Genomic DNA, 23,933 nt, shown 5'->3' with positions numbered 1-23,933 from the left:
GAGCGCTTACACCATTTTCCAGTTGATCTGCTCGCCTGCATTGAGCGGAATTACATGGCTGTCGCCCAGCGGCAGCGAGGCCGGCAGGGTCCAGCTTTCGCGCTTCAGGGTAATCGTATCCGTATTGCGCGGCACGCCGTAGAAGGCCGGGCCGTGGAAGCTGGCAAACGCTTCCAGTTTATCCAGTGCGCCGGCGCGCTCGAACGCTTCGGCATACATTTCCATCGCGTGCAGGGCCGTGTAGCAGCCAGCGCAGCCGCAGGCCATTTCCTTGGCGCCTTGCGCGTGCGGCGCCGAGTCCGTGCCGAGGAAGAAGCGCTCGTCGCCGCTGGCGGCCGCCGTCATCAGCGCCAGGCGGTGTTCTTCGCGCTTGAGGATGGGCAGGCAGTAGTAATGCGGGCGGATGCCGCCCTTGAAGATCTCGTTGCGGTTGTACAGCAGGTGATGCGCCGTGATGGTGGCGGCGATCGGGCCTTCCGCTTCGGCCACGTACTGCGCCGCATCCTTGGTGGTGATGTGCTCGAACACGACGGACAGGGCCGGGAAGGCGCTGCGCAGGGGGCGCATCACGCGCTCGATGAAGACGGCTTCGCGGTCGAAAATATCGATTTCCGGGTCCGTCACTTCGCCGTGCACGAGGAAGGGCATGCCCACTTCCTGCATCACTTCGAGCACCTTGTAGCAGTTCTTCAGGTCCGTCACGCCCAGGTCGGAATTCGTCGTGGCGCCGGCCGGATACAGTTTGACGGCCTGCACGATCCCGCTGCCCTGCGCGCGGCGGATTTCGTCGGGCGAGGTGTTGTTCGTCAGGTACAGCACCATCAGCGGATCGAAGTTCACGCCTTCCGGCACGGCGGCCAGGATGCGCTCGCGGTAGGCGGCGGCATCGGCCGTGGTGGTGACGGGCGGTTTTAAATTCGGCATGACGATGGCGCGGCCGAACTGGCGCGCGCTGTGCGGCAGCACGTTGGCCATGACGGCGCCATCGCGCAGGTGCAAATGCCAGTCGTCTGGACGGGTGATGGTGATGGAGGATGGAACGGCGGTCTGGGTGTGATCGAGTGTGGACATGGCGGCTGCTCTCAGGCGGTCATTGCGAATAGCGCCATTTTACCAGCCGCGGGACTGCCCCGCCGGCTGCGGGAGCCCATGCACGCTCCCTGCCAGACGACAAAACGGCCAGCGTGCACTGGCCGTTTTCAATATCAGGAGCGCACGCGAATCAGGACTTGGCCTGAGGCGCCTCCTGCTTCGCCACCCAGGCGCGGATATCGGCCAGCATCCGGTCCAGCTCGGCGCGGTCGTACACGTGGCCGCGGCTGACCACCAGGCGGATCTGGCGCGTGGCGCCGATATCCTGCAGCGGGTTCGCGTCGAGCACCAGCAGGTCGGCGGCCTTGCCGGCCGCCACGCTGCCGTAGCGATCCAGCTTGCCCAGGAAGCGGGGACCGTTGATCACGGCCGACTGCAAGGCTTGCTGCGGCGTCAAGCCGTATTGCACGTACAGGCCGATTTCATCGTGCAAGGCCTGGCCAGGATAGTCGAAGGAGTTCAGGAAGCCCGCGTCCGTGCCGGCGATGATGCTCACGCCCTGCTGCTGCAGGATCGGCAGCAGCTTGGCCGACTGCTCGAACTGCGCGTGGCGCTGGGCGATCGCTTCGGGGCCATCCTTGGCGGCGCGCTGCACGCGCCAGTCGTAGGTGGCGCGCAAGCCCTTGCCGATGTATTGCAGGGCCGGGTCGTGGGTATGGTCTTCACGGTCCAGGTACGCCGTCACGCGCGAACCCCACAGGGTCGGCACGATGGCCGTGCCGCGCGCGGCCAGGTAGCTGAAAGCCTTGCGCGCCGTCGGTTCATCGTAGCTTTGCAAGCTCTCGCGCATGGCATCACGCCCGCTCAGGGTACCGGCGGCCACCTTGGCCGTCAGCTCCTGTTCGCGCGGCGTGCTGGCGCGCAGCAGGTAGGACTGGTGTTCGATCGTGCCCAGGCCCGCATCGGCCATCTGCTCCAAGGTCAGCTGCACGGGGATATGGCCCGAGGTGCGCATGCCCCGTTCGCGCGCCTGGCGCAAGGCTTCCAGGTACAGCTCCGGCTTCAGGGTGTTTTCCGTGATCTTCACGAAGTCCACTCGCTGCGCCTGCAGGCCGTCCAGCGCACGCGTGACTTCCTGCGGCGTGCCCACTTCGATGGTACCCTTCCACAGCGGCTTGATGCCTTCGAGCTTGGCGCCGGACGTGAAGATCGTCGGGCCTTCCAGCTGCCCCGCATTAATCTGCTGGCGCCATGCCAGCACCGTGTCGGGCAAGTCGCCCGAGCAGTCGCGCACCGTGGTGATGCCATGCGCCAGGTACAGCGGCAGCAGCTGTTTGTTCTCGTCGATCAGCTCAGGGCCGCCGCCAAAATGCACGTGCGTGTCCCACAGGCCCGGCATCAGGTATTTGCCGGGCAGGCGGATGGTTTGCTTGGGCGCGTAGTCGCGCAACTGCGCGTCATCGACGACGGCGACGATGCTGTCGCCCTTGAGCAGCACGGATTTCCCCATGAGCGACTTGCCGGCGGCAACATCAATCAGGGTGGCGTCGCGCAGGGCGATATCGACGGCGATCTTGTCGGCCGCGTGGGCCTGGGCCAGCAAGCCCAGCGCCAGCATCGCGCCGGCTATTTTTTTCATGACAGGCATTCGTACTCAGCTTCAAGGTGATGGAAATTAATGGATGATTTTGGCGAGGAAGTCGCGCGCGCGGTCCGAGCGCGTGGTGTTGAAGAAGTCATCCTTGCTGCAATCCTCGATGATCTTGCCCTGGTCCATGAAGACGATGCGGTTGGCGACTCTTTTTGCAAAGCCCATTTCGTGGGTGACGACCATCATCGTCATGCCTTCCTGCGCCAGGCCCACCATCACGTCGAGCACTTCGTTGATCATCTCCGGGTCGAGCGCCGACGTGGGTTCGTCGAACAGCATGGCGATCGGGTCCATCGACAGCGCGCGGGCGATCGCCACCCTCTGCTGCTGGCCGCCAGACAGCTGGCCGGGGAATTTATCCTGCTGCGACAGCAGGCCCACGCGGTCCAGATATTTCAAGCCCTTGGCATTGGCTTCGTCGGCGCTGCGTTTCAGCACCTTGATCTGGCCGATGGTGAGGTTTTCGCGGATCGACAGGTGCGGGAACAGCTCGAAATTCTGGAACACCATGCCGATGCGCGCGCGCAACTTCGACAGATTCGTCTTCGGGTCGTTGACGGTGATGCCATCGACGATGATCTGTCCCTGCTGGATAGGTTCGAGGCCGTTGACGGTCTTGATCAGGGTCGACTTGCCGGAACCGGACGGGCCGCAAATGACCATCACGTCCCCCTTGGCGACCTTGGTGGTGCAGTCGGTCAGGACCTGGAACTGGCCATACCATTTGCTGACGTTATTAAGTTCAATCATCTTGTTCTTTCTATTGCGGTTAGCGAATGATGGCGACGCGTTTCTGCAGGCGTTTGACGAGGAACGACAAGGCATAGCACAGCACGAAATACACGACGGCGACAAACACGTACATCTCCACCAGGCGGCCATCGCGCTGCGCGATTTTCGAGGCGGCGCCGACGAAATCGGGGATCGACAGCACGTACACGAGCGACACGTCCTGGAACAGCACGATAGTCTGCGTCAGCAGCACGGGGATCATGTTGCGGAACGCTTGCGGCAGGACGATGCTGGCCATGGTCTGCCGGTAGTTCATGCCCAGCGCCTGGCCCGCCCACACCTGGCCTCGGGGAATCGACTGTATGCCGCTGCGCATGATCTCGCAGTAATAGGCTGCCTCGAACATGATGAAAGTGATCAGCGCGGAGGAAAACGCCCCCACTTTCACGGGCTCGCTGGCGCCGATGATCCAGGCGGCGATGTACGGCACGAGGAAGTAGAACCAGAAGATCACCAACACCAGCGGGATCGAGCGTATCAGGTTGACGTAACCCGACGCCACGCCGGAGACGAGGCGATTGCCGGACAGGCGCATCAGCGCCAGCATGGTTCCCAGCACGATGCCGCCCACCATGGACAGCGCCGTCAGTTTCAGGGTAAACACCATGCCGGTCTGGAACAGGTAGACCCATGAGCGGGAGATGACATCGAAGTCGAAATTACCGAGCATGTCAGTGTCCTCCCGTCTTGGCGCCGGCGACGATGAAGCCGGGGATGGCGACCTTTTTTTCGATCAGGTGCATCAGCACCACGACGAGCAGGTTGACGACGACGTAGATGATGGTGGCGGCGGAAAACGCCTCGAATACCTGGAACGAGAATTCCTGGATGGCGCGCGCGCTGGCCGTCAGTTCGATCAGGCCAATCGTCAGGGCCACGGAACTGTTCTTGATGATGTTCAAAAACTCGCTGGTCAGCGGCGGCATGATGACGCGCGCGGCCATCGGCAGCAAAATGAAACGGTAGGTTTGCGGCAGGGTCAGGCCCAGCGCCGTGCCGGCCAGTTTCTGCCCGCGCGGCAGCGCCTCGATGCCTGTCGTTACCTGCACGGCCACGCGCGAGGACGTGAAAAATCCCAGGCACAGCACGGCCGTGACGAACGGCGCATTCGGCAGCGACTTGACCCAGGTGCCCAGGTCCGGCGGCAGCAGTTCCGGCATGACGAAATACCACAGGAACATCTGCACCAGCAGCGGCACGTTGCGGAACAGTTCGACGTACGCATTGGCCACGCCCACCACCCATTTATTCGGCAGGGTACGCACGGTGCCGATCACCAGGCCCAGTACCAGGGCCATGATCCACGCCGCGCCGGCCGTGGCCAGGGTCCAGGTCAGCCCGGACCACAGGGTGTCCATGTACGTGCCGACGCCATCGGGCGACATCTCCCAGAAAATGCGCCAATTCCAGTTGTAATTCATGATCATCCTTCCCATGCAGCCCAAGGGCAGCGGCCAATCGGCCGCCCGCCCCGCAAATGAAACGGGAGGCTTGCGCCCCCCGGTTTGTTACGCAGTCTTGATTACTTTTTCCGTTTGTCCGAGGTCTTCTGCGCTTCGGGCACGGCTGCATAGGCGGCAGGATCACCGGAGTCGGTCGGGTTCATGAACACGGCCTTCAATTGCGGCGGCATGGGGAATTTCAGGTTGATGTTTTTCGGCGGGATCGGCGAGGTAAACCATTTCGCGTAGATGCGGTTGATGTCTTCGCTCTTGTACAGGCGGATCAGGGCATCGTCGACGACTTTCTTGAAGGCGGGATCACCCTTGCGCAGCATGATGCCGTAGGGCTCCACGGACAGCGCTTCCTTGGTGATCTCATAATCGTTCGGGTTCTTCGAATTGGCCACCTGCGACGCCAGCAGGATATCGTCGTTGGCTTCGGCCACCGCGCGGCCCGTTTCCAGCATCAGGAACGATTCAGGATGGTCCTTGCCGACGGCGATATTCATGCCCAGGTTTTTTTCCTTGTTCAAAATCGTCATCTGCTTGATGGTGGAGGTGCCCGCCGTGGCGACGAGGGTCTTGCCGCGCAAGTCTTCCAGGGTCTTGATGTTCGACGATTTTTTGGACAGTACACGGTTGCCGATGACGAACATGGTGGGTGCAAACGCCACCTGCTGCTGGCGCTCCAGGTTGTTCGTCGTCGAGCCGCATTCGAGGTCGATGGTGCCGTTGGCCATCAGCGGAATGCGGTTGGCCGAGGTGACGGGGCTCATCACCACTTTCAGCTCACTCATGCCCAGGTGTTTTTGCAGGGCGGTGACGACTTTCATGCACAGGTCGATCGAATAGCCCTGATATTGCTGCTTGTCATCGAGATAGGAGAAGGGCACGGAGCCGTCGCGCACGCCGAGGGTGACGGAACCGGCTTTCTTGATCTTGGCCAAGGTGCCCGTCAATTCCTGGGCCTGGACAGGCGCCATGCTGCTGATGACGCCGACGCTGAGCAATGTGGCGATGATTTTGGTCAATTTCATAAATTCTCCTGGGCGGACAAACCGGATAGATTCCGAACGAAACAACTGTGGTGCAAACGCCACCAATGGAATTAATTTTATTTCATTTTCAGCGCCGGACCAGCCGTTTTCTGTGATTGCCCGCAAATAGGCGCTATACGTGCGCCTGAATGGGCACGCCTGTAGCATTTTTCCTACTGATTTCCCATTTCCGATTTATTTTGCCGGTGCCAGGCCCGCCAGCGCATCGTCCTCTTCCCCCTCATCGTCCATGTTCGCCTGCTGGCGTTGCCACATCTGCGCGTACAGGCCGTCAAGCACCAGCAATTGCGGATGCGTGCCCCGCTCGACGATGCGGCCATGGTCGAGCACCAGGATTTGCTGGGCGTCGGCCACCGTCGACAGCCGGTGCGCAATCACCAGGGTGGTTCGGTTTTTGGCGATTTCCTTCAGCTGCGACTGGATCGCCTGCTCGGCCTTCGAGTCGAGCGCCGACGTGGCCTCGTCGAAGATCAGGATGGCCGGGTCTTTCAGCAGGGTGCGGGCAATCGCCACGCGCTGCTTTTCGCCGCCCGACAGTTTCAAGCCCCGCTCGCCCACCATGGAGTTGTAACCATCCGGCAAGCTTTCAATAAAATCATGGATCGACGCGGCCTTGGCCGCCGCCACGATGGCGTCCTTGCTGGCGCCCGGCTTGCCATAGGCGATGTTGTATTCGATGGTGTCGTTGAACAGCACCGTATCCTGCGGCACGATGCCGATGGCCGCACGCAGGGAATCCTGCGTGACGGCGCGCAAGTCCTGGCCATCGATGGTAATGCTGCCGTCATCGACTTCGTAGAAGCGGAACAGCAATCGCGACAGGGTGGACTTGCCCGAACCGCTATGGCCCACCACGGCCGTGGTGGTGCCGGCGGGGATCTGGAAGTCCACGTCGAACAGGATTTGCCGCTTGGCTTCATAGCTGAAATCCACGTGCGCGAAACGCACGGCCGCGCCCCGCGTGACGAGCGGCTGGGCTTCCGGCGTATCGGCGATCTCGCGGTTCTCGTTCAGCAAGGAAAACAGGCGCTCCATGTCGGCCAGGCTTTGCTTGATCTCGCGGTAGATGACCCCTAAAAAATTGAGGGGAATGTACAGCTGGATCATGAAGGCGTTGACCAGCACCAGGTCGCCCAGGGTCATCGTGCCGGCGATCACGCCCACGGTGGCGCGCCAGAGTATCAATGTCACGGCCGTAGCGATGATCAGGGACTGGCCCGTATTGAGCAGGGACAAGGAAGTCTGCGATTTCACGGCCGCCGACTCGTAGCGCTGCAAGCCTTCGTCATAGCGCCGTGCCTCGTAATCCTCGTTGCCGAAATACTTCACGGTTTCATAGTTGATCAAGGAATCGATGGCCTTGGTATTCGCCTTCGAATCGAGGTCGTTCATGGTGCGGCGAAAATGCGTGCGCCAGTTCGTCACCAGCACGGTAAACGCGATGTAGGACACCAGCGCCACCGCCGTGATGACGGTGAACCAGATGTCGTAATGCAAGACCAGATAGCCCAGCACGAGGGTGATTTCCACCAGGGTCGGCAGGATGTTGAACAGGGTGTAGGAAATGAGCGAGCCGACGCTGCGCGTGCCCCGCTCGATGTCGCGCGTCATGCCGCCCGTCTGACGGTTCAGGTGAAAGCGCAGCGACAGCGCATGCAGGTGGCGGAATACTTGCAGCGCAATGGTGCGCACGGCCCGCTGCGTAACGCGGGCGAAGAGGAATTCGCGCAACTCCGTAAACAGGGTGGTCGACAGGCGCAGCAAGCCATACGCCACCAGCAAGCCCACGGGCAGCACCAGCAGCGCCTGCGGGTGCGCCGCCGTGATGGTCATGGCGTCGACAAGTTTTTTCAGGATCAGGGGAACGCCCACGTTGGCCAGCTTGGCGCCCACCAGGCATAGCAGCGCCAGCAGCACCCGCCATTTGTAGACCCACAGATACGGCAGCAAGGTCTTGATGGTGGCGAAGTCGCTGTGGCTGGCGGAAGCGGGCGAGCGGGGCGGAGGGGGAGTCTGGGAACGGCGCATGGCGAAGGTCGGCTTTTTATGGTTCAATCGGGGCAATTGTAGCCTTTCATGAGAATAAAAGATGAGCACCTCCCCCGACCGCCCCGACAACTGCCTCGCCTCCGGCCTGCCCGCCGGAAAAATGCCGGAATTGCGCATGATGCCCGCCCCGTCGGACGCCAATGTGTACGGCGACGTCTTCGGCGGCTGGATCATGGCGCAGGTCGACATCGCCGGCTCGCTGCCGGCCACGCGGCGCGCCAACGGCCGCGTCGCCACCATCGCCGTCAACTCCTTCGTCTTCAAAAATCCCGTCTTCGTCGGCGATCTGCTGTCGTTCTACGCCGATATCGTCAAGGTGGGCAATACCTCGATCACCGTCAACGTGGAGGTGTATGCCGAGCGCAACCGCCTGCAGGCGTGCATCGTGAAAGTCACGGAAGCGACGCTGATCTATGTCGCCACGGATTCCGACCGCAAGCCGCGCAAGGTGCCGCCCATCGAGACCTTATTGTCGCAATAATCTGACGTTTTATTTTCAGCCGGTATGGATAGCCAGCGCCGCATCTTCCTGCTCAGCGCTGCCCGCATGGCTTCCCTGGCCGCGGCCGGCAGCGTGCTGTCCGGCTCCGGCGCCGGTGCCGCCACGCGCCTGAACGGCAGCGGCTATCCCTTTGCGCTCGGCATCGCCTCCGGCTCGCCCCTGCCCGATGCCGTGGTGCTGTGGACGCGTATCTGCTACGACCCGCTGCACGCCGCCGCCACGCCCGCCATCGCCCTGAACGTGCGCTGGGAAGTGGCCGATGACGAAGGTTTCAGACGCGTCGTGGCCAAAGGGCACGCCACGGCAACGCCCGCCCTCGCCCACAGCGTGCACGTCGACGTGGGCGGCCTGGCGCCCGGGCGCTGGTACTGGTACCGTTTCCTGTTTGGCGACGCCGTCAGTCCCGTGGGCCGCACGCGCACGGCGCCGGCCGTCGACGCCCTGCCTGCCGCGCTGAAACTGGCTGTCGCCTCGTGCCAGCACTGGGAATTCGGCGCCTACGCGGCGCACCGGCATATCGCGGCGGCCGCCCCCGACCTGGTGGCCTTCCTCGGCGATTACATTTACGAGTGGGGTCCCTACCAGCTGCAGCATCCCGGCCGGGCGACGCGCACGCATGAAAGTTTTACCCTGGACGAATACCGCGCCCGCTACGCGCAATACAAGAGCGACCGGGACTTGCAGGGCGCCCATCTGGCCGCACCGTGGATCGTCACCTGGGACGACCATGAAGTGGCCAACGATTACGCCAACGACCGCGACGAACTGCTGACACCCACGTTTCTTGCGCGCCGCGCTGCCGCCTACCAGGCGTTCTATGAACACATGCCGCTGCGCCTGCTGCCGCTGGGACGACGGGGCTTTGTCGACATGCGCATCTACCAGCGCTATGACTGGGGCCGATTGGCGCGCTTCCACGTGCTGGATGACCGGCAATACCGCGCCTACCATGCCTGCGCCAAACCGGGCCGCGGCGGTTCGAATTCCGTCACCACGCGCCACTGCCCCGACCTGCTGAAACCCGAGCGCACGATGCTGGGCGAGGAACAGCAGCGCTGGCTGCAAGCCGGCCTCGACAATTCTCCCGCGCGCTGGAATATCCTGGCACAGCAAACCCTGATGGCGCAATCGAGCCAGGTACCCATCGTGCGCCCCGGCGATGAACGCATCTGGACCGATGGCTGGGATGGCTATCCACTGGCGCGCCAGCACCTGCTCGACGCCCTGCGCAGCAGCGGTGCGAGCAATCCGCTGGTACTGTCGGGCGACGTGCACACCTTTTATGCCACGGAACTGAGCCGCAACGCCATGCGCCCCGTCAGCAAGGATAATCCCGTGCTGGCCACCGAGTTTTGCGGTACCTCAATCACCTCGAGTTCACGCCCGCAGGCGCGCACGGAGCAATACGTGGCAATGAATCCGCATATCCGCTACGGACGCAGCGACAAGCGGGGCTACATGCTGCTGGACATCACGCCAGAAAAAACCACGACCCTGTTCCAGGGCCTGGAAAACGTGCGCGACAGCGCATCCCCCATCGCGACCCTGGCCAGCTTCACCGTGCAGGACGGCAAGGCGGGCCTGCGCCGCATCTAGCAGGCCCCCTTCAAGGCATCGCGATAGCGACGGCTGACGGGCACTTCGCCGCCCGTGCGCAGCACGGCGCGCGCGTCGCCCGATTCCAGCGGCACGATGCTCTGCACAAAATCGAGGTTGACGATGTAGCTGCGGTGCACGCGCATGAAGCGCTTGCCGTCGAGACGGCGTTCGATGGCGGCCATGGTCGAGCGCAGCGGGTAGTCGTGGCCGCGCACGTGCAGGTTCACATAGTTGCCCCATGCCTGTATCCATTCGATCTCGAAGGCGGGCAGCAAAAAATCCTTGCCCAGCTTGCGCACCAGGAAACGTTCCGGCTGCTGCACCGGCTCCACGGCCGGCCCTTCGTCCGGTTCCCCCAGCAATGTCGCCTCGCCTTGCCAGCGCATCAGCAGCAAACGATAAAAGCCCACCGTCAGCAAGACAAGGAAGTAAGCACGCACATCTTTCAGGTATTCATAGGGCAGCTCGCGCCACCAGGCGCCGAAATCGTAGTCTCTGCCCTGGCTCCAGTAGGCCAGCTTGCGCAGGGCCACCATGGCCGCCACATGCACGAGGCTGTACACGACCGATGCGGCCAGGTGCCAGCGCAGGTTCTGGCGCTGGAACACCAGGTGCAGCGGCCGGAACTGTTCCGCCAGGATGACCACGGGCACCAGCGCCAGCAGCACCAGGTTGCTGCTCCATTCCCACACAGCCACTTTCCAGAACGCCGTGCCGACGCCGCTGCGCTGCAGGTCGATCCACGCCAGCCAGCTGTTCACGCTGGCCTGCATCAGGGTCAGCAGGATCCAGAATCCCGGTTCGGCCACGCGGCGCCAGCGTTGATAACGTTGCAACAGGTCGGTGGAGGAAGCGGCCATGGTCTCAGCGGTCGAATTAGTTACACAATTGTAAGGTCCCACGCCCGTCCCAGGCTACCCATTCGTCCCAGCCAGCCGTCCGCTGGTCCCATTTCGCTGGCTGGCCGCCGCGCCCCTGCCTATGCTGGGACCTTCCTTCACCACTTCCCACCGATCATGACCATAGATTCCCGCCGTCACGACATCGACGCCCTGCGCTTTCTCGTTTTCAGCCTGCTGATCGTCTATCACACCGCCCTCTTGTACATGGATGGCTGGAACTTTCACATGCACAGCAGCTATGCCACCGATGCCCTGAACATGCCGCTGGTCTTTCTCAACCGCTGGCGCATGGAAATCGTCTTCCTCGTCTCCGGCGTGTCCTGCGCCATGATGACGCAGCGCACACGCGGCGCCTTCCTGTGGCGCCGCACCAAACGCCTGCTGCTGCCCTTGCTGTTCGGCATGGCCGTCATCATCCCCATCCAGCCGTATTGCGAAGGCGTCAGCAACGGCCTCGTGGAACCGGGCTTTGGCCGTTTCCTGCTGCACTACTTTGGCGGCCACGCCTGGCCGGCCGGGGCATTCGCCGGCTGGCAATATGGATTTACGTGGAATCATCTGTGGTACCTGGTGTACCTGCTGCTCTACACCGTGGTGCTGGCGGCGCTGCAGCCGCTGCTGGCGGTGCTGAAACCATGCTTCCAGCGCTTGCGCGGCTGGCGTTTGCTGGTGCTGCCTGCGCTGCCGGCACTGGCGGCCATGGTCTTCCTGAAAATGCGTTACCCGGAAACCCATGCGGTGGTACGCGACTGGTATGCGCACGCCATGTATTTCACGATGTTCGTGTATGGCTGGTGGCTGGGCAATGACAAGGGATTGTGGGCGGAACTGGCGCGCCTGCGCTGGCACACGCTGTGGCTGGGCCTGGGCGCGTTCGCCGGGTACATGGTTTTTGACCAGATTTACTCGGAAAACCTGCTGACCTGGGCCTCGGCCGGCTCCTGGCCCCTGCGCAACCTGTACATGTGGCTGGCCATCTGCACCATCCTGGGCTGGTCGCATACCCTCTTGAACCGCCCCTTTGCCTGGCTGCCATGGGCGCGGCAGGCCGTCTTTCCCTGGTATATCCTGCACCAGAGCGCGATCATCCTGCTGGCCTACTGGCTGGTGCCGCTGAAGCTGGGCCCGGTGGTCGAACCCCTGCTGGTCCTGGCCGGCACGGTGGCCATCTGCTGGCTGGGCACCTCGCTGGTGATCAGCAAGGTGAACTGGCTGCGCCCCTGCTTCGGCCTGTCCGCCCGGCCACGGCAAGCCGTAGCGGCGGACACGGCCGTGCCGGCGAATTAAGCGGCTTTCTTCTCGTCGCGCAATTGACGGCGCAAGATCTTGCCAACGTTGGTTTTCGGCAATTCATCGCGGAACTCGATGTATTTCGGCTTCTTGTACGCCGTCAATTCATGCTTGCAGTGCTCGCGGATCTGTTCCACCGTCAGGTTCGGGTCCTTGCGCACGACAAACACTTTCACGGCTTCGCCCGAGTTGGCATCCGGCACGCCGATGCAGGCGCATTCGAGCACGCCCGGGCACGAGGCGACCACGTCTTCCACCTCGTTCGGATACACATTGAAGCCGGAAACGATGATCATGTCTTTCTTGCGGTCGACGATCTTCACGTAGCCGCGCTCATCCATGACGCCCACGTCGCCCGTCTTGAAGTAGCCGTCCGCCGTCATCGACTTGGCCGTCTCGTCCGGACGCTGCCAGTAGCCGGCCATCACCTGCGGGCCGCGCACGGCGATCTCGCCCGGCTCGCCCAGCGGCACTTCCACGCCGTCATCGTTGAGGATGGCCACTTCCGTCGACGGGAAAGGCAGGCCGATGGTGCCCGTGAATTCCGTGATATCGACGCGGTTGCCCGTCACCACGGGCGACGTTTCCGACATGCCATAACCTTCGATCAACGGGCAGCCCGTCAGTTTCAGCCAGCGTTCGGCCACGTTGCGCTGCAGGGCCATGCCGCCGCCATTGCACACTTTGTAGCTGGAAAAATCGAGCTTGGCGAAATCCGCATTGTTCAGCAGCGCGTTGTACAGGGTATTGACGGCCGGGAAGACGACGATCTTATGCTTGCTCAATTCCTTGACGAAACCAGGGATGTCGCGCGGGTTGGGAATCAGCACGCACATGCCACCCAGGCGCATGCCCATCAGGGCGCTGACCGTCAGCGAATAGATGTGATACAGGGGCAAGGCGCACATGAATCCCATCGAGGTGGCGCGCATTTCCTTGGTCATCACGGGCGCCATCCACGCCTCGTTTTGCAGCACGTTGGCGATCACGTTACGGTGCAACAGCATCGCGCCTTTCGACACGCCCGTCGTGCCGCCCGTGTATTGCAGGAAGACGATATCGTCATGGCCCTGCTGCACGGGCGTGAGGGTCAGGCGCGCGCCTTCGGCCAGCATCTTGTTGAAACTGATGGCGCCCGGCAAGGAAAACGCGGGCACCATTTTCTTGATCTTGCGCACGACGAAGTTGACGATGGTGCCCTTCAAGCCGCCCAGCAAGTCGCCCATGGTGGCCACGATCACATGCTTGACCTGCGTGTGCGGCAACACCTGCTCGACCGTGGTGGCGAAGTTTTCCAGCACGATGATCGCTTCGCTGCCCGAATCGACCAGCTGGTGCTGCAATTCGCGCGGCGTGTACAGCGGGTTGACGTTGACCACGGTGTAGCCGGCGCGCAGGATCGCCGCCATCGCCACCGGATACTGCAGCACGTTGGGCAGCATGATCGCCACGCGCGCGCCCGTCTTGAGGCCCTTGCTTTGCAGCCAGGCCCCCATCTGCAGCGACAGCTTGTCGAGTTCGCGATACGTGAGGAACTTATCCATGCACACGAAAGCATTGCGGTCCGCGTATTTCTGGAACGATTCTTCCAGCAAATGCGTGACGGAACGGTATTGCGTGCAGTCAATCTCTGCGGGAACGCTGTCCGGGTACGACTTCAACCAAATCTTGTCCATCTATGCCTCATCTTTATCTGTATGAAAGGGTGCGCGCCCTGGACGCGCACCCTGCACTGTTTATGCTGCTTGCTTCGTTTCGTCGCGCAGGGCGCGACGCAAAATCTTGCCGACGTTGGTTTTCGGCAGTTCATCGCGGAACTCGATGTATTTCGGCCGCTTGTAGCCCGTGAATTGTTCCTTGCAATACGCCATCAGCGTCTCCGCCGTCAGGCCGGGGTCCTTGCGCACGACAAACACCTTCACGGCCTCGCCCGAATGCTCGTCCGGCACGCCCACGCAGGCGCACTCGAGCACGCCCGGATGGGCCGCGATGACGGCTTCGACTTCGTTCGGATACACATTGAAGCCGGAGACGAGAATCATGTCTTTCTTGCGGTCCACGATCTTCACGTAGCCGCGCTCGTCCATGATGCCCACGTCGCCCGATTTGAAATAGCCGTCCGGCGTCATGACCTTCGCCGTTTCATCGGGACGGTTCCAGTAACCGCTCATCACCTGCGGGCCGCGGATGGCGATCTCGCCCGTCTGGCCCAGTGGCACTTCCTTGCCGTCATCGTCGAGGATGGCAATCTCGGTCGACGGCACGGGCAAGCCGATGGTGCCGGAAAACGCCGTGCTGTCGGCGCGGTTGCAGGTGGCGACAGGCGACGTTTCCGACAAGCCATAGCCTTCGATGATGGACACGCCCGTCACTTGCAGCCACTTGTCGTTGACGGCTTGCTGCACCGCCATGCCGCCGCCGTTGGCGATCTTCAAGCCCGAGAAGTCGAGCTTGGCAAAATCGGGATGGTTGACCAGCGCGTTATACAGCGTATTGACGGCGGGCAACAGGTTGAATTTGTACTTGCCCAGTTCCTTGATCAGGCCGGGGATATCGCGCGGATTCGGGATCAGGATATTCAGCGCGCCCACGCGCGTGCCCCACATGGCGCACGCCGTCAGGGCAAAGATATGGTACAGCGGCAGGGCGCAGACGACGATCAGCTGCTCCTTGCTGTTCTGGTCGAGCGCCGCGCCCGACCACGCTTCGCTTTGCAGTACATTGGCGATCACATTGCGGTGGCTCAAGGTCGCGCCTTTCGACACGCCCGTGGTGCCGCCCGTGTATTGCAGGAAGGCAGCGTCGTTGATGCTCAGCTCGACGGGCGTGAGTTTCATGCGGCTGCCCAGCGCCAGCGCCTGCTTGAAGCGCATGGCGTTCGGCAGCGAATAGGCCGGCACCATCTTCTTGACGTTGCGCACGACAAAATTGACGATCATGCCCTTCAAGCCGCCCAGCATTTCGCCCATGCTGGCGACGATGATGTGCTTGACGGCAGTCTTGCTCAGCACCTGCTCGACCGTATGGGCAAAGTTTTCCAGCACGATGATCGCTTCGCTACCCGAATCGTTGAGCTGGTGCTCCAGTTCGCGCGGCGTGTAGAGCGGATTGACGTTGACCACCGTATAGCCGGCGCGCAGCACGGCAGCGATCGCCACGGGATACTGCAGCACGTTCGGCATCATCAGGGCGACTCTGGCCCCTTTTTTCAAGCCGCGGCTTTGCAGCCAGGCGCCCAGTTGGCGCGAATAGGTGTCGAGTTCGGCGTAGGTGAGAAATTTGTCCATGCAGACATAGGCATTGCGGTCTGCATATTTTTGAAACGCTTCTTCCAGCAGATGCACCAGCGAACGATATTGATCAGGATCGATGTCGGCGGGAACGCCGGGAGGATACGACTTCAGCCAAATTTTTTCCATCCTGTGCCTCTTGTCTCGAATAATCGTGGGGGAGCCGGCGCATCTTGCCGACGCGGATCATTGCTGCGGATTCTGTCGTCCGGCAGTCAGTTTGAGCATTCTGACGAGCAATTGCTCTATGCTACTAACGCGATGCTATCGGGCGCCGCGCTTCCATGCAAGCGCTTTCAACAGGATTCGAGCGGCAACTCTAGGGCTGTTTTGTGCTGCATTGCAGCATGATAAATACGCCGTTGCAGGATCGCCCGCCTCGGCGCATGGGACAATCTTTACGGGTCACGGGCTGGACAATTGTTCCAGCGCCTGCCTGCGCTCAGGCTTGCCGAGCTGGGACATTGTGTGCACTGCAGCATAAAAAGCACGAAAGTTCTTTTTTTCTTCCAGCAATTTTTTGAAGGCCGGCAAAAATTCATTGTAGGTGGACACGGAAGCCAGGTGCGCATTGCTCAATGGCTGCTCGAACCAGCGGTCGTAGCCGGCAAAACCACCCCAGTTTTTCTTCAGCACCTGATACGCGTCTTGCAATGCCGCAAACACCTGCGCCTTGCGCGCGCGCTTGTCCGCGTCGCTGGCGTCGCTGGCATACACGGCTTCCAGTTTCCCCCGGTATGTCAGCAGCAGGGCCAGAAAATCCTGGCGCCGCGCCGTGTACTGGACGTAGCCCGCGCGCATGGCGTCATTGCCCTCCTGCGCCAGCCAGCGCTGCACGCCCGCCTCTTCCACGGCGCTGGCGAACGATTCGTTGAAGGCCGAATCGCCGGGCACGTACACCACCTGGTGCGCCAGTTCGTGGAAAATCAGGCGCGCCAGTTCCGCATCGTTGTAGTTGATGAAGGTCGACAGCAGGGGGTCGTCGAACCAGCCCAGGGTGGAGTACGCCGGCACGCCGCCCACCTGCACGTCGTAATGCTGGGCGCGCAACTCGTCGGCATAGGCCAGCGCCTCGTCCTTGCTGTAATAGCCGCGGTAATTGACGCAGCCGGCGATGGGAAAACACCATTGCAGCGGCTGCAAGGACAGTTCCGGCGTGGCCACCACGTTCCACAACACGAAGGGACGCTGCAGGGCGGCATAATTCTTGTAGCTGCCATTGTCCGGTAAATCCAGCTCGCTGACGGCAAAGCGGCGAATCTGCTGCGCCTTGGCCAGGCGCACTTTCAGGCGCGGTTCGGTGGCCGGGTCATCGAGCCAGGCATCGACGGGGCGCGCGCCGGACCACAGCGCATATTGCCCCTGCGCCGCCTGGGCGTAATAGCGCAGCTGCGTACAGCCGCCCAGCGACAGGCACAGCATGCCGACAAGCAGCCGGGCCGGCCAGCGCGCCAAGGCCATGTTCAGGCAACCTTTTCCACTTCGACCAGCGTGTCGTAGAAGGTGGGCGCGCGGCCCATGTCCGTCAGGCGCTGGCTCGTCACTTCATTGGCATTCTTGCCATCGCTGGCAAGCTTTTTCCACCACACGGACAGGCCCACCACCAGGCCCCGTCGCGCCTTGTCCGTGACCCTGGCCTTGGCAACGAAGCTGCCCCGGTCATTGAAGATGCGCACCATGTCGCCGGCCGCGATGCCGCGCGCGGCGCAGTCGTCGGGATGGATGTCCAGGTGCGGCTCGCCCTCGGCCGCCCGCAGGCTTTTCACGTTCACAAAAGTGGAATTGAGGAAATTGCGCGCCGGCGGCGAAATCATCGCCAGCGGATAACGCGCCGCCAGCGCGGGATTGCTCGCTGGCGATTCGTGCGGTGCGATATACGTCGGCAAGGGATCGAGCCCCGCCTGCGCCATGGCGCTGGAATAAAACTCGCACTTGCCCGATGGCGTGGGGAAGCCGCCCGTGGCGAACGGCGCTTCCGGCATGGCCAGCTTTTGCCAGCCCGTGCGTTTCAGTGATTCCCAATCGAAATGCACGGCGCGCACATCCGTTGCATCGAAGGCCTTGGCGGCCAGCGCATCGTCGCTTTCCTGGAAGCACGGATCATCAAAGCCCATGTAGCGGGCCAGCAAGCGGAAGATTTCCGTATTCGCCTTCGCTTCACCCAGGGGCGCGACGGCCGCATTGTTCGCCATCATGTACAGGTGACCATAGGTGGCATGCGCATCGACATGCTCCAGCTGCGTGGTGGCGGGCAGCACGATGTCGGCGTAGTCGACGGTATCGGTCTGGAAGTGCTCGAGCACGACGGTAAACAAGTCTTCGCGGGCAAAGCCCTGCGCCACTTTCGAGGAATCGGGCGCCACGGCCAGGGGATTCGAGTTGTAGACGATCACGGCTTCCACCTGCGGGCCGAATTCGGGCGAGCTGGCTTTCAACAGGTCGTCGCCGATGGTGCTCATGTTGATGGTGCGCGGCGTGCCTTTCAATAAATCAGGGCGCTGCAGGGCCTTGCGGTTGACGGGGAAGGAACCCGAGCTCGACAGTTGCATGCCGCCGGCCGCATGGCGCCAGGCGCCCGTCAGGGCCGGCAGGCAGGCGATATTGCGCACGGCCATGCCGCCGCCATGCACGCGCTGCACGCCATAATTGGTGCGGATGGCCGCGCCCTCGCCCGCGCGGCACGTCTGGCCGTACAGGCGCGCCAAGTCCACCACTTCCGCGGTCGTGATGCCGCATACCTCGGCTACCCGTTCGGGCGGCCACTCCAGGGCGCGCTGTTTCAAGGCGTCATAACCCTCAGTGTAGCGTTCGATATAGTCATGATCGAGCCAATCTTCCACAATCAGGACATGCATCAAGCCCAGGGCCAGGGCCGCATCCGTACCCGGCAGCAAGGCGATATGCTGGTGGCATTTTTCGGCCGTCAGCGAACGGTAGGGGTCGATGGCGATCAGGGTGGCGCCCTGGCGCTTGGCTTCTTGCGCTCGCATCCAGAAGTGCAGGTTCGAGGCGATCGGGTTGCCGCCCCAGATGATGATCAACTTGGCGTTCTGGAACTGTTCCAGGTCCGTGCCGATGCTGGCGCCCACCGTGTAGCGGTAGCCCGTGGCGCCGGCCGAGGCGCAGATGGTGCGGTCCAGCAAGGAAGCGCCCAGCTGGTTGAAGAAGCGCGACGACATCGATTCACCCTGCACCAGGCCCATGGTGCCGCAGTAGCTATACGGCAAGATTGCCTGCGGATCGCGCGCGGCGATCGGTTTCAAGCGGGCCGCGATGGTCGTCAGTGCTTCGTCCCAGCTGATGGGCTCGAACTTGCCTTCCCCCTTCCTGCCCACGCGGCGCAGCGGCGTCAGCAAGCGGTCCGCATGGTAGGTGCGCTCCGTGAAGCGCGACACCTTGGTGCACAGCACGCCGGCCGTGGTCGGGTGGTCGGGATCGCCCTTGACAGCGGTGGCCACGCCATCGGTCACCGTGACCAGGAGGGCGCAGGTATCGGGGCAATCGAGCGGGCAGGCGGCGCGCACTTGGGTGGTGGTCATGGTGCAATCCAAAAACGTTGGCGGAAGGCGATACTGTAAACCATTCCGCGCGCTTGCTGTTGGCGTCAGGGCAAGCTGGTCCGTGCGCTGGATTTACCCTGCAAACAAGGGCTACAATGCATTATTAGCCGCGCATGTTTTTGATCAAACAGACGCGGTCCGGCGCGCCCTACATGGCTGCGCGCCAGCATCCACAGGAGAGTTCCATGAAACTAGTTGATCCGATCTTGGCGTTTCAATCCGAGCTGCAAGGCATCCGCCGCGACCTGCATGCGCACCCCGAACTGTGCTACGAAGAACAGCGCACCTCGGACGTGGTCGCCGCCAAACTGACGGAATGGGGCATTCCCGTGGTACGCGGCCTGGGCCGCACCGGCGTGGTCGGCATCATCCAGAATGGCACTTCGAAACGCGCCATTGGCCTGCGCGCCGACATGGATGCCCTGCCCATGCAGGAAATGAATACCTTCGAGCATGCGTCGCGCCACCCGGGCAAGATGCACGCCTGCGGCCACGACGGCCACACGGCCATGCTGCTCGGTGCGGCCCATTACCTGGCGCAGCACCGCCATTTTGATGGCACGGTCTACCTGGTCTTCCAGCCGGCGGAAGAAGGCGGCGCGGGCGCGCGCGAAATGATCGCTGACGGCTTGTTTACCCGCTTTCCCATGGATGCCATCTACGGCATGCACAACTGGCCAGGCGCCGAAACGGGCACCCTGAGCGTGGTGGAAGGCCCCATGATGGCCTCCAGCAATGAATTCCACGTCACCGTGAAAGGCAAGGGTGCCCACGCGGCCCAGCCCCACAAGGGCATCGATCCCGTGATGGTGGCCGTGCAGATCGCGCAAAGCTGGCAAACCATCATCACCCGCAACAAGAGTCCGCTGGACACGGCCGTGTTGTCGATCACGCAAATCCATGCGGGCAGCGCCACCAACGTCATCCCCGACGATGCCAGCCTGGTCGGTACCGTGCGCACCTTCACCACGCCCGTGCTGGACCTCATCGAAGAGCGCATGCGCGACATCGCCGTGCACACGGCCGCCGCCTTTGGCGCAGAAGTCGAGTTCCACTTCAAGCGCAACTATCCGCCGCTGGTCAACCATGCCAAGGAAACGGCGTTCGCCGTCGAGGTCATGAAAAGCGTGGTGGGGGCCGACAAGGTCAACGCGAATGTCGAACCGACCATGGGCGCGGAAGATTTCGCCTTCTTCCTGCAAGAAAAAGCCGGCTGCTACATCTTCATCGGCAACGGTGACGGCGATCACCGCGATGGTGGCCACGGCCTGGGGCCGTGCGTGCTGCACAACGGCAGCTACGACTTCAACGACCATCTGCTGCCCATCGGCGCCAGTTTCTGGGTCAAGCTGGCCGAAGCGAGCCTGCCCGTCAATTAAGCAAGCTTGTCCGGGCCATCACCGAGGCGCTGGCCCGGATTCAATGCTTCCAGGGCCAGCAAGGCTGCCGCATGGTCCGCCGTCGGATAGGTAGCGGCGATGCTTTCATAGCGCTGCGTCACCAGCTGCGTCACCGGCAAGGTGACGTGGGCCGCCGCAGCTGCCGCGAGGATGTTGTGCATATCCTTGACCTGGCTTTTCACCTGGCCGCCAGCGACAAAGTTCCGTTCCAGCATGCGCTGGCCATGCACCTCCAGTATCCTGCTTTCGGCAAAGCCACCACGGATGGCCGTGCGCACGGCAGCCGCATCGGCGCCTGCCGCCTGGGCCAGCAACAAGGCTTCGGCCACGATGTTCAGGGTGGCGCCCACGATCAGCTGGTTGCACAGCTTGGCCACCTGGCCGCTGCCCGCCGGCCCCACCAGAGTAGGCCGGCCCATGGCTGCCAGCAGCGTTTCCACGCGGGCGTAATCGCTACCGCTGCCGCCGGCCATGATGGCCAGGCTGCCGGCCTGCGCGCCGCCGACACCGCCTGAGACGGGCGCGTCGATGAAACCGTGGCCGGCACCTGCCAGCCGGGCGTGGAATTGCTGCGCTTCAACTTGCTGGGTCGAACTCATGTCGATCCATAAGGTACCCGGTCTCAAGGCTGGCAAGGCATCCCCGATGAGGCCGGCGACAGCTGGCCCAGCTTCCAGCATCGATATCACGACCTCGGCATCGGACACGGCATCGGCCAACGATGCCGCCACCTGCGCACCGGCCGTTTTCAGCACTTGGGCCTTGCTTAGCGTGCGATTCCAAACTGTGACAAAATACCCAGCTTGCAGCAAACGGCGCGCCATCGGCTCGCCCATCAGGCCTATACCAAGGAAGGCAATCTTTGTAGGGAATGTCACTGCGGCTCCTATGGCCAAATATTAAGTAATGGTAAGAATTGGTTTGATGTTCAGCAGTTACACTACACTCTGCCGCGCGCTACCGATGGCTAGTGCGCATCCCGTTGGCTAATTTTACGATGAAAGAAGATATGTCCTATCAGAATCAAGTATGCAAATTCCTGGCGCTTGCCGCCGCCCTGCTGGCCAGCCACACGGCCTTCGCAGCGGACGACAAACTGATCGACTCGGTCTACGGCGAGTACGCCAAGGGCGTGAAGGTACAAATGCTGCGCGCTGGCGTGACCTCGAACTGGGATAAAGCCTGGTTTGTCTCGAATGGCACGCAACTGAGCGGTTACTGGGATGCAAGCATTGGCGGCTGGGATGGCAAGAGCTATCGCAATGTTCCTGGCCAGCATCAAAAGCTGTGGGATCTGGGCTTGACCCCTGTATTCCGCTTTGAGAACACGAATAAGCTGGGCTTGTATGCGGAAGCCGGTATCGGCGTACACATGCTGTCAAAGCTGTACGATAACGACGATAACCGCCTGTCGACCCACTTCCAGTTCGGCGACCACATCGGCGTCGGCTACGTCTTCAACAACAAATGGGAAGTCGCTGCGAAAATCCAGCATTTCTCGAACGGCGGCTACAAGAAACCGAATAGCGGCGTCAATTACATGAACGTCAAAGTCGCTTATCATTTCTAATGGGTTTGATAAATGACAAAGGCAGCGCATAGCGCTGTCTTTTTTTTCGCCTGTCGCATTCACTGCTGCATACACCTGCGTATATTGAGCCGTCGGGGGTCGATTCCCTGTGGAACTCGCCACAACAAAGCGCCAGACGAAAAAAAACCCGCTCATTGCTGAGCGGGTTTTTCTCTTACTGCGAATAACAAGCCTGACGATAACCTACTTTCACACTGGTTGCAGCACTATCATCGGCGCAAAGTTGTTTCACGGTCCTGTTCGGGATGGGAAGGGGTGGGACCAACTTGCTATGGTCATCAGGCATAACTTGTACTGGCGCTTGTCCTCAGTGGAGCGACAAGGCCTGAATCTGGAAGAAGCGGATTATTTAGCATTTTGGGTAATGACTGCGATCAACAACACGCAACATGTACTTTCTCATCCTCTGTACCTGCTAAGGTTATAGGGACAAGCCGTACGGGCAATTAGTACTGGTTAGCTTAATGCATTACTGCACTTCCACACCCAGCCTATCAACGTCCTGGTCTCGAACGACCCTTCAAAGAGCTCAAGGCTCTGGGAAATCTCATCTCAAGGCAAGTTTCCCGCTTAGATGCTTTCAGCGGTTATCTCTTCCGAACTTAGCTACCCGGCAATGCCACTGGCGTGACAACCGGTACACCAGAGGTTCGTCCACTCCGGTCCTCTCGTACTAGGAGCAGCCCCCTTCAAATTTCCAACGCCCACGGCAGATAGGGACCAAACTGTCTCACGACGTTTTAAACCCAGCTCACGTACCACTTTAAATGGCGAACAGCCATACCCTTGGGACCGGCTACAGCCCCAGGATGTGATGAGCCGACATCGAGGTGCCAAACTCCCCCGTCGATATGAACTCTTGGGAGGAATCAGCCTGTTATCCCCAGAGTACCTTTTATCCGTTGAGCGATGGCCCTTCCATACAGAACCACCGGATCACTATGTCCTACTTTCGTACCTGCTCGACTTGTCAGTCTCGCAGTTAAGCACGCTTATGCCATTGCACTATCAACACGATGTCCGACCGTATCTAGCGTACCTTCGAACTCCTCCGTTACACTTTAGGAGGAGACCGCCCCAGTCAAACTGCCTACCATGCACTGTCCCCGATCCGGATAACGGACCAAGGTTAGAACCTCAAACAAACCAGGGTGGTATTTCAAGGTTGGCTCCACGAGAACTAGCGTCCCCGCTTCAAAGCCTCCCACCTATCCTACACAGATTGGTTCAAAGTCCAATGCAAAGCTACAGTAAAGGTTCATGGGGTCTTTCCGTCTAGCCGCGGGTAGATTGCATCATCACAAACATTTCAACTTCGCTGAGTCTCGGGAGGAGACAGTGTGGCCATCGTTACGCCATTCGTGCAGGTCGGAACTTACCCGACAAGGAATTTCGCTACCTTAGGACCGTTATAGTTACGGCCGCCGTTTACTGGGACTTCAATCAAGAGCTTGCACCCCATCATTTAATCTTCCAGCACCGGGCAGGCGTCACACCCTATACGTCCACTTTCGTGTTTGCAGAGTGCTGTGTTTTTATTAAACAGTCGCAGCCACCAGTTTATTGCAACCCTTTCACCCTCATGGAGTAAACCAATCAAGCTACCGGGGCGTACCTTTTCCCGAAGTTACGGTACCAATTTGCCGAGTTCCTTCTCCCGAGTTCTCTCAAGCGCCTTAGAATACTCATCTCGCCCACCTGTGTCGGTTTGCGGTACGGTCTCGTATGACTGAAGCTTAGAGGCTTTTCTTGGAACCACTTCCGATTGCTTCGTG

At 61.3% G+C, this 23,933-nt stretch carries 18 protein-coding genes and 2 rRNA genes; 5 read left to right on the top strand and 15 right to left on the bottom strand.

Going from position 1 to position 23,933, the window contains the following annotated elements:
• Nucleotides 1–6: 6 nt before the first annotated feature.
• The 7 genes from pyrC to AC07VL_RS04545 all read right to left on the bottom strand — a co-directional run bounded on the left by pyrC (nucleotide 7) and on the right by AC07VL_RS04545 (nucleotide 8,003).
• Complete coding sequence (gene pyrC / locus AC07VL_RS04575; RefSeq protein WP_494804787.1) at nucleotides 7–1,071, bottom strand: dihydroorotase; 1,065 nt, start codon at nucleotides 1,069–1,071, stop codon at nucleotides 7–9.
• Nucleotides 1,072–1,222: 151 nt separating this feature from the next.
• On the bottom strand, nucleotides 1,223–2,671 hold the full coding sequence (locus AC07VL_RS04570) for an amidohydrolase family protein (protein WP_494804786.1): 1,449 nt from the start codon (nucleotides 2,669–2,671) through the stop codon (nucleotides 1,223–1,225).
• Nucleotides 2,672–2,707: 36 nt separating this feature from the next.
• Nucleotides 2,708–3,433 carry an amino acid ABC transporter ATP-binding protein gene (locus tag AC07VL_RS04565; RefSeq protein WP_494804785.1) on the bottom strand — a complete coding sequence of 242 codons (726 nt, stop codon included), beginning with the start codon at nucleotides 3,431–3,433 and terminating at the stop codon, nucleotides 2,708–2,710.
• 19 nt (nucleotides 3,434–3,452) lie between these two features.
• Nucleotides 3,453–4,145, bottom strand: a complete 693-nt coding sequence (locus AC07VL_RS04560) for an amino acid ABC transporter permease (protein WP_494804784.1) — start codon at nucleotides 4,143–4,145, stop codon at nucleotides 3,453–3,455.
• 1 nt (nucleotide 4,146) lies between these two features.
• On the bottom strand, nucleotides 4,147–4,896 hold the full coding sequence (locus tag AC07VL_RS04555; RefSeq protein ID WP_494804783.1) for an amino acid ABC transporter permease: 750 nt from the start codon (nucleotides 4,894–4,896) through the stop codon (nucleotides 4,147–4,149).
• Nucleotides 4,897–4,997: 101 nt separating this feature from the next.
• Entirely contained in the window at nucleotides 4,998–5,954 is a 957-nt protein-coding gene (locus AC07VL_RS04550) for an amino acid ABC transporter substrate-binding protein (RefSeq protein ID WP_494804782.1), read from the bottom strand.
• 195 nt (nucleotides 5,955–6,149) lie between these two features.
• On the bottom strand, nucleotides 6,150–8,003 hold the full coding sequence (locus tag AC07VL_RS04545) for an ABCB family ABC transporter ATP-binding protein/permease (protein ID WP_494804781.1): 1,854 nt from the start codon (nucleotides 8,001–8,003) through the stop codon (nucleotides 6,150–6,152).
• Between the two features lie 136 nt (nucleotides 8,004–8,139).
• On the opposite strand from AC07VL_RS04545, the gene AC07VL_RS04540 reads away from it, so the two are divergent.
• A complete protein-coding gene (locus tag AC07VL_RS04540; protein WP_244556400.1) occupies nucleotides 8,140–8,505 on the top strand; it encodes an acyl-CoA thioesterase in 366 nt (121 codons plus the stop codon).
• A 24-nt stretch (nucleotides 8,506–8,529) separates the two neighbouring features.
• Nucleotides 8,530–10,122 (top strand): alkaline phosphatase D family protein, encoded by a 1,593-nt coding sequence (locus AC07VL_RS04535; protein WP_494804780.1) that lies wholly within the window; start codon nucleotides 8,530–8,532, stop codon nucleotides 10,120–10,122.
• On the opposite strand, the gene AC07VL_RS04530 is transcribed toward AC07VL_RS04535, so the two are convergent.
• Complete coding sequence (locus AC07VL_RS04530) at nucleotides 10,119–10,985, bottom strand: LytTR family DNA-binding domain-containing protein (RefSeq protein WP_494804779.1); 867 nt, start codon at nucleotides 10,983–10,985, stop codon at nucleotides 10,119–10,121. The genes AC07VL_RS04535 and AC07VL_RS04530 overlap by 4 nt on opposite strands.
• 156 nt (nucleotides 10,986–11,141) lie before the next feature.
• Here AC07VL_RS04530 and AC07VL_RS04525 point away from each other — a divergent pair, with 156 nt between their 5' ends.
• Entirely contained in the window at nucleotides 11,142–12,314 is a 1,173-nt protein-coding gene (locus AC07VL_RS04525) for an acyltransferase family protein (RefSeq protein ID WP_494804778.1), read from the top strand.
• Here the strand turns inward: AC07VL_RS04525 and AC07VL_RS04520 are convergent.
• The 4 genes from AC07VL_RS04520 to AC07VL_RS04505 all read right to left on the bottom strand — a co-directional run bounded on the left by AC07VL_RS04520 (nucleotide 12,311) and on the right by AC07VL_RS04505 (nucleotide 19,146).
• Nucleotides 12,311–13,993: a long-chain-fatty-acid--CoA ligase gene (locus AC07VL_RS04520; RefSeq protein WP_494804777.1), complete on the bottom strand. Its 1,683-nt coding sequence runs from the start codon at nucleotides 13,991–13,993 to the stop codon at nucleotides 12,311–12,313. The two genes, AC07VL_RS04525 and AC07VL_RS04520, sit on opposite strands and share 4 nt — an antisense overlap.
• A gap of 60 nt (nucleotides 13,994–14,053) precedes the next feature.
• Entirely contained in the window at nucleotides 14,054–15,736 is a 1,683-nt protein-coding gene (locus tag AC07VL_RS04515) for a long-chain fatty acid--CoA ligase (protein ID WP_494804776.1), read from the bottom strand.
• A gap of 276 nt (nucleotides 15,737–16,012) precedes the next feature.
• Nucleotides 16,013–17,068: an aminopeptidase gene (locus tag AC07VL_RS04510; protein ID WP_494804775.1), complete on the bottom strand. Its 1,056-nt coding sequence runs from the start codon at nucleotides 17,066–17,068 to the stop codon at nucleotides 16,013–16,015.
• A 2-nt stretch (nucleotides 17,069–17,070) separates the two neighbouring features.
• Nucleotides 17,071–19,146, bottom strand: a complete 2,076-nt coding sequence (locus tag AC07VL_RS04505; RefSeq protein WP_494804774.1) for a molybdopterin-containing oxidoreductase family protein — start codon at nucleotides 19,144–19,146, stop codon at nucleotides 17,071–17,073.
• A gap of 206 nt (nucleotides 19,147–19,352) precedes the next feature.
• On the opposite strand from AC07VL_RS04505, the gene AC07VL_RS04500 reads away from it, so the two are divergent.
• Nucleotides 19,353–20,546 carry a M20 aminoacylase family protein gene (locus AC07VL_RS04500; protein ID WP_494804773.1) on the top strand — a complete coding sequence of 398 codons (1,194 nt, stop codon included), beginning with the start codon at nucleotides 19,353–19,355 and terminating at the stop codon, nucleotides 20,544–20,546.
• Here the strand turns inward: AC07VL_RS04500 and AC07VL_RS04495 are convergent.
• Nucleotides 20,543–21,445, bottom strand: a complete 903-nt coding sequence (locus AC07VL_RS04495) for an NAD(P)-dependent oxidoreductase (protein ID WP_494804772.1) — start codon at nucleotides 21,443–21,445, stop codon at nucleotides 20,543–20,545. The genes AC07VL_RS04500 and AC07VL_RS04495 overlap by 4 nt on opposite strands.
• A 131-nt stretch (nucleotides 21,446–21,576) precedes the next feature.
• On the opposite strand from AC07VL_RS04495, the gene AC07VL_RS04490 reads away from it, so the two are divergent.
• Nucleotides 21,577–22,137: an acyloxyacyl hydrolase gene (locus tag AC07VL_RS04490; protein WP_494804771.1), complete on the top strand. Its 561-nt coding sequence runs from the start codon at nucleotides 21,577–21,579 to the stop codon at nucleotides 22,135–22,137.
• Nucleotides 22,138–22,328: 191 nt separating this feature from the next.
• Here AC07VL_RS04490 and rrf read toward each other — a convergent pair.
• Nucleotides 22,329–22,441 (bottom strand): 5S ribosomal RNA (gene rrf / locus AC07VL_RS04485).
• 142 nt (nucleotides 22,442–22,583) lie between these two features.
• Nucleotides 22,584–23,933 (bottom strand): 23S ribosomal RNA (locus AC07VL_RS04480); the annotation flags it as partial.

This window comes from Janthinobacterium sp. GW821-FHT03C08 (assembly GCF_059420905.1).
Note: the sequence above shows the minus strand (reverse complement) of the source record. Positions and strands in the feature narration are given on the sequence as shown.

Bases quoted from the DNA above. Each gene is read 5' to 3' on its own strand.
- AC07VL_RS04525 (WP_494804778.1), top strand. From the start codon at position 11,142: ATGACCATAGATTCCCGCCGTCACGACATCGACGCCCTGCGCTTTCTC.
- AC07VL_RS04530 (WP_494804779.1), bottom strand. From the start codon at position 10,985: ATGGCCGCTTCCTCCACCGACCTGTTGCAACGTTATCAACGCTGGCGC.
- AC07VL_RS04505 (WP_494804774.1), bottom strand. From the start codon at position 19,146: ATGACCACCACCCAAGTGCGCGCCGCCTGCCCGCTCGATTGCCCCGAT.
- AC07VL_RS04520 (WP_494804777.1), bottom strand. From the start codon at position 13,993: ATGGACAAGATTTGGTTGAAGTCGTACCCGGACAGCGTTCCCGCAGAG.
- AC07VL_RS04540 (WP_244556400.1), top strand. From the start codon at position 8,140: ATGATGCCCGCCCCGTCGGACGCCAATGTGTACGGCGACGTCTTCGGC.
- AC07VL_RS04490 (WP_494804771.1), top strand. From the start codon at position 21,577: ATGTCCTATCAGAATCAAGTATGCAAATTCCTGGCGCTTGCCGCCGCC.
- AC07VL_RS04555 (WP_494804783.1), bottom strand. From the start codon at position 4,896: ATGAATTACAACTGGAATTGGCGCATTTTCTGGGAGATGTCGCCCGAT.
- AC07VL_RS04500 (WP_494804773.1), top strand. From the start codon at position 19,353: ATGAAACTAGTTGATCCGATCTTGGCGTTTCAATCCGAGCTGCAAGGC.
- AC07VL_RS04545 (WP_494804781.1), bottom strand. From the start codon at position 8,003: ATGCGCCGTTCCCAGACTCCCCCTCCGCCCCGCTCGCCCGCTTCCGCC.
- AC07VL_RS04510 (WP_494804775.1), bottom strand. From the start codon at position 17,068: ATGGCCTTGGCGCGCTGGCCGGCCCGGCTGCTTGTCGGCATGCTGTGC.
- AC07VL_RS04535 (WP_494804780.1), top strand. From the start codon at position 8,530: ATGGATAGCCAGCGCCGCATCTTCCTGCTCAGCGCTGCCCGCATGGCT.
- AC07VL_RS04550 (WP_494804782.1), bottom strand. From the start codon at position 5,954: ATGAAATTGACCAAAATCATCGCCACATTGCTCAGCGTCGGCGTCATC.
- AC07VL_RS04515 (WP_494804776.1), bottom strand. From the start codon at position 15,736: ATGGAAAAAATTTGGCTGAAGTCGTATCCTCCCGGCGTTCCCGCCGAC.
- AC07VL_RS04565 (WP_494804785.1), bottom strand. From the start codon at position 3,433: ATGATTGAACTTAATAACGTCAGCAAATGGTATGGCCAGTTCCAGGTC.
- AC07VL_RS04560 (WP_494804784.1), bottom strand. From the start codon at position 4,145: ATGCTCGGTAATTTCGACTTCGATGTCATCTCCCGCTCATGGGTCTAC.
- pyrC (WP_494804787.1), bottom strand. From the start codon at position 1,071: ATGTCCACACTCGATCACACCCAGACCGCCGTTCCATCCTCCATCACC.
- AC07VL_RS04570 (WP_494804786.1), bottom strand. From the start codon at position 2,671: ATGAAAAAAATAGCCGGCGCGATGCTGGCGCTGGGCTTGCTGGCCCAG.